Source organism: Microbacterium esteraromaticum (genome assembly GCF_028747645.1).
GTDB lineage: Bacteria > Actinomycetota > Actinomycetes > Actinomycetales > Microbacteriaceae > Microbacterium > Microbacterium esteraromaticum_C.
Genome location: NZ_CP118100.1, coordinates 3,150,704 through 3,161,992 on the forward strand (window position 1 = coordinate 3,150,704; position 11,289 = coordinate 3,161,992).

Below are 11,289 nucleotides of genomic sequence, written 5' to 3' on the forward strand. Positions count from 1 at the left end.
CGCCCTCACCTCGTACAGATCAGGAGAAACACTCATGCGCACTTTCGCTAAGCACGCCCTGTGGGGCGCGCTCATCGCCGGCGGCATCACGCTGCTCGGCGCATCCGCCGCCGGCGCGGCGGAGACCAACGGTGATGACAGCCTTCTCGGCGGCACTCAGATCCTGGCGCCGGTGACGGCACCGCTGGAGGTCGTCGGCAACGCCGTCTCGGTGCTCGGCACCAGCGTCGTCGAGACTGTCGTCCCCGTGACGTCGGAATCGGATGCCACCGACCCGGCCCCCACACAGGAATCCGCGCCGGCTGCTGAGCCCGCGCCCGCTGATTCCGCCCCTGCTGATCCCACGCCGTCCGCTCAGACCAGCGGTGCGGAGGGAGTAGGTTCGGGCAGCCAAGCCGTGGTCGACGTCGACGTACCGGTGACGGTGGTCGACAACGCGGTGAGCGTGCTCGGCACGTCAGCCGTGACGACCGATCCGGCACCGCAGCCGGCACCGGCGGAGATGCCGTCGGAGCCGGCATCCGCCGTGCAGACCTCGGGGCTGGGCGGTGTGCTCTCGGGCACGCAGGCCCTCGTGTCGGTGAACGCACCGATCACCGTGTCGGGCAATGCGATCTCGGTGCTCGGCCACAGCAGCGTCACGCAGTCGCACGACTCGGCTGACATGGCGACGCCTTCCGACACCACCGGGGATCCGGTCGCACCGGGCCTCGGAGCGGTCACGGATGGCACCGACAGCATCCTCGGCGGCACGCAGGTCATCGCTCCGATCACGACCCCGGTGACGGTGGTCGGCAATGCGATCTCGGTACTCGGCCACAGCAGCGTCACCGGTGTGAATGCGGGTCAGTCGAGCGGTACGGCACCGATCGGGGCGGTCACATCCGGACTCGGGTCGTTGCTCGGCGGTAGCCAGGTGCTGTTGCCCATCACAGCGCCGATCACGATCGGCGGCAACGCCATCTCGGTGCTGGGCGAGAGCACGGTAACGGTACCGGGAACGTCGACCGATCCCGGAACAGATCCAGGCACCGACCCCGGCACGGACCCGGGCACCGACCCCGGCACGGACCCGGGCACCGACCCCGGCACCGAGCCGGGCGCCGTCGCATCCTCCGGCACGTCCCTGCCGATGGTGCTGGGAACCACGACCGGCGGCGAGACGCTGGCGGCGACGGGCGGTTCGGCCGTCGCCCCGGCCCTGGTGCTGCTGGCCCTGTCGCTGCTGCTGATGGGTAGCACCCTGATGCGCCGCGCACAGCGCGCCTGATCGCCCCTGTCGTGCGGGTTCGGGCGTTCCCCACCCGAACCCGCACGGTGTGGCGCCCCCAGAGATCAGACGCAGAAAGGGCGGGGTTCCGAAGAACCCCGCCCTTTCGAACAGCTGTCGCTTACTTAGCGGCGATCACCTGAAGCGTGATCACGGCGGTGACGTCGTCGTGCAGACGGACGGTCGCCTCGTGCTCACCGATGACCTTGATCGGCGCCGGGATGTGAACCTTGCGCTTGTCGATCGAGCCAAGGCCCTCAGCGGCAACGGCGTCGGCCACGTCGGCCGGCTTGACCGAACCGAACAGACGGCCCTCGCCACCGGCCTTGACGGCCAGGCGCACCTTGCCGGCCTCGAGCTTCGCCTTGAGGTGGTTCGCCTCGTCGAGGTCGTGGATCGCACGGGCCTTGCGGGCCGCCTGGATCGACTCGACCTGCTTGGCGCCGCCACGGGTCCACGCCACGGCGTAGCCCTGCGGGATGAGGTAGTTACGGGCGTACCCGTTCTTGACCTCGATGACGTCTCCGGCGCTTCCGAGCCCGGCGACCTCGTTCGTGAGAATCAGCTTTGCCATTGTCGGTACCCCTTAGCGGCCAGCGCCGGCGTAAGGCAGGAGCGCCATCTCGCGTGCGTTCTTGATCGCCTTGGCGATCAGACGCTGCTCCTGCACCGAGACACCGGTGATACGACGGGCGCGGATCTTGCCACGCTCCGAGATGAACTTGCGAAGCGTTGCGACGTCCTTGTAGTCAATGACGCCCACGCGGATCGACTTCGCGGGAGCGGTGGGCTTGCCACCCTTCCGCGGCTTGCGGCGGTCGCCGCTCGACTTTCCAGCCATGAGTTTTCCTTAAGAGATGAGAATCGGATGCCGCCCTGTGGGCCGGCTATCCAGAAGTTAGAACGGGGTGTCGTCGCCGAAGCTGCCCGGAGTGCTCCACGCGTCAGCGCTCGACGAACCGGGCGTCGACCACGGCTCCTCCGAGACCTGCTGCTGCGGCTGCTGCGGACGCGACTGTCCACCGCCCGATGATGCGGCCCGCGTGACCTGTGCCGTCGCGTATCGCAGCGACGGACCGATCTCGTCAACCTCCAGCTCGATGGCCGTGCGGTTGTTGCCTTCGCGATCCTGGTAGGAACGCTGACGCAGACGGCCCTGCGCGACAACACGCATGCCCTTCGTCAGCGAGCCCGCCACGTGCTCGGCGAAGTCGCGCCAGACCGACGCGCGGAGGAACAGCGCTTCGCCGTCCTTCCACTCGTTGGCCTGACGATCGAACGTCCGCGGCGTCGAGGCGATGGTGAAGTTCGCCACCGGCAGGCCGTTCTGCGTGTAACGCAGTTCGGGGTCTGCGGTGAGGTTGCCCACCACGGTGATGACGGTTTCGCCGGCCATGAGACTTAAGCCTTCGCGACCTTGGGCTTACGGGCAGCCTTCTCGGCGGCGCGCTTGGCCTCGGCGGCGACCATGGCCTGTGCCTCTTCGGCACGCAGGACCTTGGTGCGGAACACGAGCTCGCTCAGCTTCAGCTGGCGGTCGAGCTCCTGGGTGGCCTCGCTCGTGGCGGTGAAGTTGACGACGGCGTAGATGCCCTCGTTCTTCTTGTTGATCTCGTAGGCGAAACGGCGCTTGCCCCAGATGTCGACCTTGTCAATCGAGCCACCATCGTTGGTGATGACCTTCAGGAACTTGTCGAGGTTGGGGGCAACCTGGCGCTCGTCCAGCTCAGGGGTCAGAATGACCATGAGCTCGTACTGGTGCGTCACTTACCCACCTCCTTCGGACTAGAACGGCTCCCGGGACTTTCCCGGCAGCAGGAGGGTGTGTTGCACGTCGCCCGCCCGCGCATCCCGAATGGATGCCACAAGGCAGACAACCACAACAGTCTACCGGATACGCGGCGATGCTGCCGTCCGCCGCCGGATCGGCTCCACCAGCGGGCTCGGCGCCAGCGTGACGTCATCCATGACGGCATCCGCCCCTCCCGCGCGGCGACGCCGCACCCTCGCCAGCGCGGCAAGCAACGGAGTGACGGCGATCGACGCGACCCACCCCGAGAACGTCGTGTCCTCTGCGCCGAGCACCTGACGGCGGTGCCAGGCGGCGTGCAGAGCGCCGCCGCGCTCGGCGGGCACGACCCGGGCGGGTAAGTCTCCGCGACGGCGCTGCGCGACCAGCATCCGCACCTGCGCCCACCACCCCGAGTCGCGAGGATCGTGGAAGTAGTTCGTCGCCGCCCAGGCAGGATCCGGATGCCGGAAGCGGCGCGCCACGACGTCATCGGCGCCACCGAGCAGGCCGCTGCCGGTGAAGACGTGGTTGAGCATCGCCGGTTGCACGCCGAACTCATCGAGGGCGATCACCGGTACGCCGGCCGCCATCGCCTCGATCGCCGCGGTCGAGCTGACCGTGACCAGCCCCTCGGCGCTGTCGAGTGCCTCACGCATCGGCGCGAACGAGAAGATGAGGTTCTCGGGGGCGTTGTCGAGCAGGTCGGTGTAGCCGTCGCGCTCCTGGTGCGCCTCGACCTCACCGGGGCGCGAGCGCAGCTTGACCACGACCCGCCTGGTCGGGTCGGCGACCGCCGCCAGGCGCAGGATCTCAGCGATGCGACGACGATCCTCGCGCTCGGCGGGCACCAGCGCCTGTGCGGCGAAGACCAGATCGGTGCCGCCGCTGCCGGCATGCCTGCGCCCCGCGAACGGCAGCGTCGCCAGCGCGATCGGCACGTTCACGCCGAGCGCACGACCCAGTCGCTCGAACGCGTCAACCTCACGGTGCGAGTGCACGACCATCAGATCGCAGTGCCGGCGGTACTCCAACGCACCGCGCAACGCCGGGATCGACATGCCCGGCAGGCCCGACACGACGACCGGCCGTCGACGCAGTCGGTCGATCTCGCGACCCATCAGCCGCACGAACGGCGCCCGCCCGGCGAGTACCACCACGTCGGGTGCGTCCTTCGCGAGCCACGAGGTCACCTCGGAGAAGCGGATGCGGGTCACCGACCGCGGATGCCGCGCGAACCGGGTGCCCGCCAGCGCGGCGTCGCGCTGCGCATCGCTGACGACCAAGGGTGTCTGCACCAGCAGAAGATGCTGGCTGATGTCATCGACCTGGTCGACGAGGTGGGCGGCCCACTTCACGAACGAGTCGGCGTCGCCGATCGCCACGACTCGCAGACGGGGCGGCGTGCTGCCGGGAAAGCTCATGCGCTGACGCGTCGTAGCTTGGCCATCGGGGCGAGCTCGCCCTGATAGACCCGCTTGACTCCGTCACCGAGTGCCTGCTCGATCACCCGGATGTCACGCACGAGACGTGTCAGGCCGCCCGGTTCGAGCGACGCGGCGTGGTCGGATCCCCACATCGCACGGTCGAGGGTGATGTGCCGCTCGACGGCGACAGCACCGAGCGCCACCGCGGCCAGCGAGATCTGCAGCCCACGCTCGTGGCCCGAGTACCCGATCGGCACTCCGGCATAGCGGTCGCGCAGCGTCGGGATCATCTTGAGGTTCGCTTCGCCCGGCTCCATCGGGTACGTCGACGTGGCGTGCAGCAGGATGGTGCGGTCGGTCCCGAGGGTCTCCAGAGCGCGGTCGATCTGCTCGATGGTCGACATGCCGGTGGAGAGGATCACCGGCTTGCCGGTCGCACGCAGCGCCTGCAGCAGCTCGGTGTCGGTCAGGCTCGCGGACGCAACCTTGTGCGCGACGACATTGAGGTCTTCGAGAAAGCCAACGCTCGGCACATCCCAGGGCGACGCGAACCAGTGCAATCCCGACATCGTCGCGTAGTCGCCGATCTCGATGTACTGATCGCGGTCGAACTCCACGCGACGGCGGTAGTCGAGGTAGCTCATCGTGCCCCACGGCGTCTCACGCGGCACGTCGCGCATGTGCTCGGGCGTCGCGATCTCGGGGGTGCGCTTCTGGAACTTCACCGCGTCGGCACCGGCCTCGCGCGCGACATCGATCAGCCGCTTGGCGATCTCGACGTCGCCGTTGTGATTCAGTCCGATCTCGGCGATGACGTACGTGGGGTGTCCCCCACCGATCACGCGGCCCTCGATGCTCACGGTCATGACAACTCCATTCCCCCCGAGGCTGGGTGCTCCAGCCGGTTCATCCCGGTCTACGCAGGCGAGGTGAACCCGAGGCGGCGGCAGGGTGACGTTCGGCAGAAGCGTGGCGGTCGGACAGGTCGTCAGCGCGGCAGCATCCGCTCGATCACCTCGCGCACGGCACCGCGTCCACCGCCGCGACTGAGCACGACGCGCGCCACCGCCTTCACGGCAGGGTGCGCGTCGGCGACCGCGATCGGCCAGCCGACGAGGCCCAGCGGGCCGAGGTCGTTGACGTCGTTGCCGACATAGGCGATATCGGTCAGGGCGATGCCGTTCTCGTCCGCCCACGCGGCGAGCGCCGACGCCTTGTCGTCGACGCCGTGCAGCACCGGCACCTGCAACTTCTCGGCGCGGCGTGCGACCACCGGATTCTGCTCGGTGGACAGGATGAGCATCGGGATGCCCGCGCGCCGTAGCCGCGACACCCCCATGCCGTCCTCCCGGCTGACGCGCACGGTCTCGCGGCCCTCGCTGTCGACGAAGGCGGTGTCGTCGGTATGCACGCCGTCGAAGTCGGTCACGAGAACGGATGCCGGAATGCGGGCAGGTGCGGCGATGCCGGCAGGTGCCGGGTTTGTGGCATCCGCCCGGCATCCGGCATCCGCCCGCTCGGAGTTCTGCGCAGTTTCGGAACCATCCGCCGGGATCGTTCCGAGATTGTGCAGATCTCCGATTTTGCGCGGCGCGAGTGCATCGCCCGCCGCCCGCGCGAGCGCGTCGGCGAGGGCGAGCTGCTGCTCGTCGTCGATCTCGATCGCCGTCGACGCGGGCACCTCGACGATGCAGATGCGTCCGAAGAAGCGGTGCCCGGCGGCGCGGAACCCCTGAGCATCGAACGCGTAGAACGCCCCCGTCTCGAGGTAGTGCGGCTCGCGATCCTGTCGCCGCGGCCGGTGCGCGGCGACATGGTTGATCGCGACCGCGTTCCCGTCGCCGTCGCGGTGCCAGAGGAACCCATAAGTCTCGTGAGCCGAGAACACGCTGTCGAAGCGCCCGGCGGCGATGTGCGCGGCGGCCTCGGCGATCCCAGCGCTGGGAAGGAACGGCGAAGTCGCCTGCACGAACACGACCGTGGCGACGCGGATGCCGTCCGCCTCGAGCACGTCGAGGGCATGCAGCAGGGCGCTCTCCGATGACGCGGTGTCACCCGACAACTCGGCAGGGCGGGCGATCGTGCGCGCGCCGGCGGCGTGGGCGACCGCAGCGATCCGTTCATCGTCGGTGCTGACCACGACCAGATCGATACCGTCGGCGGTGGCGGCCGCACGCACGGCGCGCTCGACCAGGGGCACCCCGCCGACACGGCGCAGGTTCTTGCCCGGAACCCCCTTCGATCCGCCCCGCGCCGGGATGATCGCCACCGTGATGCCCGTCGTCGTTCCCGTCATCGTCCGCTCGCTGCCTTCCATACGCGCCCGGCGCGGCGCTTCGCGCCCACGACCGTCAGCCTCAGTTCTTCGATCCGGCCCACTCCCCCGCGCGGCAGCAGCAGACGTTGCAGCCGCGTGCGTTCTGGGGCCCCCGGCAGGTCAAGGGTGCGCAGTCGCGCGGGGGGCACGTAGCGTTCCCGCTCGCTCGGCGGCAGAGCGGCGAGCGTCCGCACAGCCCGCGGCCGCAGGTGTGCGACGATCTCGGGCTGCATGGCGTATCCGACCGCGTCGACGAGCTGTTGCAGGCGACCGTCCCACTCGGATCGGTTCATCGCGTCGACGATGGTCGCGGGCATCCGATTGCTGTTCTCGTAGGGGGTGAGGCCGGCAAGTACCTCGGCGGTCCCGACAGCGTGCACGGCCGTGCCGGCGATCGCCCGGATTGTGGGCAACGCCGTCGAGAACCCGGCGATGACGTCGGTGGCCCCCAGCCGCAGGGCGACGAACTCGGCCGGCTGGTCTCCGGTGTACGCATCGAACCGCAGGCCGCGGGCCGTGGCTCGGGCGGCGAGATCGCCCACCAGCGATGGTGGCGCGGAGGGGTGCGGTTTGACGACGACCCGCTCGGCTCCGGCATCCGCGGCGCGGTCGATCATCCGTGCCTGCATCTCGGCCTCCTCGGCCGGGGTGACGAGCCCGAGCGCGGCCAGGTACTGGCCGATGACCAGGGCCGTGCGTTCCGACCCCGCGGCGAGCGCGTCGAGCGCCGGATCGGACCGCGCCTCCCCCACCTCGCGTAACACGGTGCCGAAGGCGGCGGCGGGTACGGGCACGCGTTCGGCGCCGGTCTCGACGAACACCAGCGGTGAGACGCCCGCGACCACGTCGGGGTACACGACGCGCGTCACGCGTTCGGTGATCTGCCTCGGCAGCAGGCTGCGGATCGGCGCATAGGTCATCAGTCCGTCACCGATGACGCCGAGGCGGGCATCGGCGAACAATGCCATCAGCGTGCGGGCGGGCGCCACCTGCGGCGATTGCACGAACAGTTCGACCGGGGCGGCGCCGAGGTTCCATGCGCGGCGCAGCAGCCGCTCGATCATCGGCAGGTCCTGCGGGTCGGGATCCCAGGTCGTCGGATGCCGCGGATCGACCATCGGGTTCAACGGTTCGACAGTGTCGAATCGCGCGCGCAGGCGCGCGAACCGGGGCGCGGTGGCGAGATCGATCGCCGTCTCGGGCACGTGCGCGGTGTTCATCGGCACCAGGATGCGCCGCTCGGCGTCGCCGAGCAGGCCCGCATCGAGCGCGGCGACGGCGGCCATCAGACCGTAGGGGCTGTGCAGGGCGAAGATCTGGATGCTGCTCATCGGGCCCCTCGCAGTGTGCGGGCGAGCACCCGTCGGCGCGGCCCGTCGAACCGGGCGATCGCGGCATCGGTCTGGTCTCGGGGCAGGCGGGCGAGCAGGTCGCCGATGCCGCGGCGCATCTCGCGGCGCACGGTGGCCGGCATCCGCCGTGACCGCACGAGGTGGTGCGCGCTGAGCGCGAGCACCGTGGTGACGGCTTTGGGCAGCATCCGCTCGGCCTCGCGATCCGACGTGACGATGTCGAGTACCTCGCCCATGGCGCGGGTGAAATGCAGCTGGCGTGCATCGGGGGCCTGAGACAGCGACCCGGGCAGGCCGCGCCGGTAGAGCAGGTGCGGGGCGTCGACGACGGCGAACCGTTGCGCGTGCAGGTGCAGCCGCCAGATCCAGGGGCGGTCCTCAGCCGTGAACAGGCCGTCGCTGAAATCGGCGAGGCCCTCGTCGATTACGCGCCGATGCAGCAGCCCCGCCCACGCGTAGGGGTAGTCGACCATGCTGCGGTCCTCGACCGGCAGCACCGCCGCGCGGGGGTCGGTGACGACGCCGCGATGGGTGAACGGCGCCCGCACCAGGCGGCGGTCGGCGCCGGTGACGGTGACGTGATCGGTGCGCACGAAGTCGCAGCCGAGGCCGTGCAGTGCGCGGGCGAGCACGGGCAGGCGGCCGGGCTGCATCCAGTCGTCGCCGTCGATGAAGCAGAACGCATCGCCCTCGACGTGCGCCAGCCCCTGGTTGCGGGCGGTGGCAAGGCCCCGAGGCACCTCGTTGCGAAGGACCTCGGCGTGCGCGAAGCGCTCGGCGTACTGCCGCATGATCTCGCCCGTACGGTCGCGGGAGCCGTCGTCGACCGCGACCAGTTTGAGTGCCCGGTCGTCGTCGAACTGTCGGGTGAGCGTCTCAAGTGTCGTGCCGATCATCGCGCCGGCGTCCTTGGCCGGCACGATCACGGTCATCGACGCGCCACGCACCGCCCCATCGTGCGACGCCGTCGTTACGCGTGTGCATCCGGCGGGTGAACGGGTGGTTGAGGGGTGAGCGGCGTGCACGCCACCCGCATCTCGAGTTAGGTTAGCCTTTGCTAATTTCTCAGGTGCTGCCGTTCGCCTCGCACTACCTCGACAGGCAGCACCGATCCCGACTGAAAGGTCTCGTTGTGAAGCGATACGCCCTGCCCGCAGTCCTGTCCGTCAGCATCCTCGCACTGAGCGGGTGCGGTTCCAGCCCCGCCTCGTCGGATGCGTCCGACGAGACCGCCGACGAGATCGTGCTGACGCACCCGACCGAGGCGGGCCTGTCGATCACGTTCGACGCGCAGCCCGAGACGCTGGTCATGGACTGCTACGCCTACAGTTCGCTGCACGAGTACGGCGTCGAGCCGGTGGCGCTGTTCGGTTACGACTGCGACAACCCCTTCGTCATGGGTGACATCGACATCAGCGACATCGAGCGCGTCGGGCAGGACGGCGAGATCGATGTCGAGAAGCTCGCCGCGCTGCGCCCCGATGCGATCCTGGGCCACGGCGGTGCCGACGGCTGGTCGTGGTTCGATGACGACGTCAACGCTCAGCTGACGCGGGTCGCGCCGTTCGTTCCGGTGCAGTACACCGACTCGGTGGATGCCGGGATCGCCGCCGTCCGCGACCTCGCCGCGTTCTTCGGCGCCGACGTCGAGGCCGACCACATCGTCGCCGCGGACGCCGACTATGAAGAGGCCAAGAAGACGTTCAGCGCCGCGGTCGCCGACAACGACCTCGGCATCATGTTCACCAGCCCCGGAAACGAGATGCTCTACACGGCCGTGGGCTTCGCCCCGTCGGATCTGCTCGCCGAGCTGGGCGCCACGGTGATCGGACCCGACAAGCCCGAGAGCGGCAACCCGTGGGGTCAGGTCGCCTGGGAAGAGGCATCGACCCACCCCGCCGACATCATCCTCGTCGAGGGGTACTCGGACGACTTCGCGTTCACGGCCGAGCTGTGGCAGAGCCTGCCGGCGGTGTCGGCCGGCCAGCTGGGGCCCTGGGGTTCGAAGGGTGCCATGACCAGCAGTGCGTATGCCGCGTGGCTGAACGCCATGGCCGAGCTGGTCACGGCGTCCGAGGACGTCGCCTGACACGTCGGTGAGAACCACGGATGCCACGGCGCAGCCACCTGTGACCACCGCGCCCACGCTGCGCGGCGTGGGGCTCATCCCCCTCGCGGCCCTGTGCCTCGCTGCTCTCGCCTTGAGCATGCTGGTCGGGTCGCGAGGGGTGTCCCCCGCCGAGATCACCCAGTTCCTGTTCGCTCCCGACCCAGCCGACCCGCTGTCGAACGTGGTCTGGCAGTCGCGCGTTCCGCGCACGCTGCTGGTGCTGCTGGCCGGCGCCGCACTGGGCGTCGCCGGTGCGCTGATGCAGGCGGTCACCCGCAACCCCCTCGCCGACCCCGGCATTCTCGGCGTCAACGCCGGAGCCTCGCTCGCCGTCGTGTTCGGGCTCGCGTTTCTCGGCCTCACCGACGTCGCCGACTACATGTGGTGGTCGTTTGCCGGGGCCCTGATCACCTCGGTGCTCGTCTTCGCCATCGGCAACAGCGGCCCGGTGCGATCTAGCCCGGTGCGCATGACTCTCGCCGGGGTCGCCCTCGGCGCCGTGCTGTCGGGGTTCGCCTCGGCCGTGCTGCTGTCGAACTCCGATGTACTCCGGCGCATGCGCGGGTGGTCGGCCGGCACCACGGCGTCGCAGTCCCTCGACGCCGTGCTGTCCATCGCCCCGTTCATCGTCATCGGGCTGGTCATCGCGCTGCTGAGCAGCCGCTCTCTTGACGTGCTCGCCCTCGGCGAGGCATCCGCGATCGCCATGGGCGCCAAGCCCCAGCGCATCCGCCTGATCTCACTCGTCTCGATCGCGCTCCTCGCCGGCGGTGCCACGGCCGTCGCGGGCCCCATCGGGTTCATCGGGCTGATGGCTCCGCATCTTGCTCGGATGCTCGTGGGTCCGCATCAGGGGTGGATCATGGCCTACTCGATCGTGCTGGCACCCACGGTGCTCGGCTTCGCCGACGTGCTCGGGCGGGTGCTTGTCGCCGGTGAGGTTCCCGTCGGTGTGGTCACCGCCTTCATCGGCGCCCCGGTGCTGATCGCGATGGTGCGCCGCGCACGAGTCCAGGAGGTCTGA

12 protein-coding genes are annotated in these 11,289 nt (G+C 69.6%); 3 read left to right on the forward strand and 9 right to left on the reverse strand.

What is annotated here, in order from left to right; all coding sequences use genetic code 11:
- Positions 1-34 precede the first annotated feature (34 nt).
- Positions 35-1,270: a chaplin family protein gene (locus PTQ19_RS15110; RefSeq protein ID WP_274367941.1), complete on the forward strand. Its 1,236-nt coding sequence runs from the start codon at positions 35-37 to the stop codon at positions 1,268-1,270.
- A 121-nt stretch (positions 1,271-1,391) separates the two neighbouring features.
- Here the strand turns inward: PTQ19_RS15110 and rplI are convergent, their stop codons facing one another.
- From rplI to PTQ19_RS15155, 9 genes are all read right to left on the reverse strand, one after another.
- Positions 1,392-1,844: a 50S ribosomal protein L9 gene (gene rplI / locus PTQ19_RS15115; protein ID WP_179409614.1), complete on the reverse strand. Its 453-nt coding sequence runs from the start codon at positions 1,842-1,844 to the stop codon at positions 1,392-1,394.
- Positions 1,845-1,856: 12 nt separating this feature from the next.
- Positions 1,857-2,111: a 30S ribosomal protein S18 gene (gene rpsR, locus PTQ19_RS15120; protein ID WP_071641238.1), complete on the reverse strand. Its 255-nt coding sequence runs from the start codon at positions 2,109-2,111 to the stop codon at positions 1,857-1,859.
- 57 nt (positions 2,112-2,168) lie between these two features.
- A complete protein-coding gene (locus PTQ19_RS15125) occupies positions 2,169-2,666 on the reverse strand; it encodes a single-stranded DNA-binding protein (RefSeq protein ID WP_274367942.1) in 498 nt (165 codons plus the stop codon).
- A gap of 5 nt (positions 2,667-2,671) precedes the next feature.
- Positions 2,672-3,037, reverse strand: a complete 366-nt coding sequence (gene rpsF, locus PTQ19_RS15130) for a 30S ribosomal protein S6 (RefSeq protein ID WP_222446529.1) — start codon at positions 3,035-3,037, stop codon at positions 2,672-2,674.
- Between the two features lie 120 nt (positions 3,038-3,157).
- Positions 3,158-4,483 carry a DUF6716 putative glycosyltransferase gene (locus PTQ19_RS15135; protein WP_274367943.1) on the reverse strand — a complete coding sequence of 442 codons (1,326 nt, stop codon included), beginning with the start codon at positions 4,481-4,483 and terminating at the stop codon, positions 3,158-3,160.
- Entirely contained in the window at positions 4,480-5,352 is an 873-nt protein-coding gene (locus PTQ19_RS15140; protein WP_206821422.1) for an N-acetylneuraminate synthase family protein, read from the reverse strand. The genes PTQ19_RS15135 and PTQ19_RS15140 overlap by 4 nt, the downstream gene beginning before the upstream one ends.
- A 122-nt stretch (positions 5,353-5,474) precedes the next feature.
- Positions 5,475-6,782 (reverse strand): acylneuraminate cytidylyltransferase, encoded by a 1,308-nt coding sequence (locus tag PTQ19_RS15145; RefSeq protein WP_274367944.1) that lies wholly within the window; start codon positions 6,780-6,782, stop codon positions 5,475-5,477.
- On the reverse strand, positions 6,779-8,134 hold the full coding sequence (locus tag PTQ19_RS15150; protein ID WP_274367945.1) for a polysialyltransferase family glycosyltransferase: 1,356 nt from the start codon (positions 8,132-8,134) through the stop codon (positions 6,779-6,781). The genes PTQ19_RS15145 and PTQ19_RS15150 overlap by 4 nt, the downstream gene beginning before the upstream one ends.
- Positions 8,131-9,102, reverse strand: a complete 972-nt coding sequence (locus PTQ19_RS15155; protein ID WP_206822549.1) for a glycosyltransferase family 2 protein — start codon at positions 9,100-9,102, stop codon at positions 8,131-8,133. Before PTQ19_RS15155 ends, PTQ19_RS15150 begins: the two co-directional genes overlap by 4 nt.
- A gap of 185 nt (positions 9,103-9,287) precedes the next feature.
- On the opposite strand from PTQ19_RS15155, the gene PTQ19_RS15160 reads away from it, so the two are divergent.
- Both PTQ19_RS15160 and PTQ19_RS15165 read left to right on the forward strand, forming a co-directional pair.
- Positions 9,288-10,244: an ABC transporter substrate-binding protein gene (locus PTQ19_RS15160; RefSeq protein ID WP_274367946.1), complete on the forward strand. Its 957-nt coding sequence runs from the start codon at positions 9,288-9,290 to the stop codon at positions 10,242-10,244.
- A gap of 40 nt (positions 10,245-10,284) precedes the next feature.
- Positions 10,285-11,289 carry a FecCD family ABC transporter permease gene (locus tag PTQ19_RS15165; RefSeq protein WP_274367947.1) on the forward strand — a complete coding sequence of 335 codons (1,005 nt, stop codon included), beginning with the start codon at positions 10,285-10,287 and terminating at the stop codon, positions 11,287-11,289.

Bases quoted from the DNA above. Each gene is read 5' to 3' on its own strand.
- PTQ19_RS15110 (WP_274367941.1), top strand. From the start codon at position 35: ATGCGCACTTTCGCTAAGCACGCCCTGTGGGGCGCGCTCATCGCCGGC.
- rplI (WP_179409614.1), bottom strand. From the start codon at position 1,844: ATGGCAAAGCTGATTCTCACGAACGAGGTCGCCGGGCTCGGAAGCGCC.
- rpsR (WP_071641238.1), bottom strand. From the start codon at position 2,111: ATGGCTGGAAAGTCGAGCGGCGACCGCCGCAAGCCGCGGAAGGGTGGC.
- PTQ19_RS15125 (WP_274367942.1), bottom strand. From the start codon at position 2,666: ATGGCCGGCGAAACCGTCATCACCGTGGTGGGCAACCTCACCGCAGAC.
- PTQ19_RS15135 (WP_274367943.1), bottom strand. From the start codon at position 4,483: ATGAGCTTTCCCGGCAGCACGCCGCCCCGTCTGCGAGTCGTGGCGATC.
- PTQ19_RS15140 (WP_206821422.1), bottom strand. From the start codon at position 5,352: ATGACCGTGAGCATCGAGGGCCGCGTGATCGGTGGGGGACACCCCACG.
- PTQ19_RS15145 (WP_274367944.1), bottom strand. From the start codon at position 6,782: ATGACGGGAACGACGACGGGCATCACGGTGGCGATCATCCCGGCGCGG.
- PTQ19_RS15150 (WP_274367945.1), bottom strand. From the start codon at position 8,134: ATGAGCAGCATCCAGATCTTCGCCCTGCACAGCCCCTACGGTCTGATG.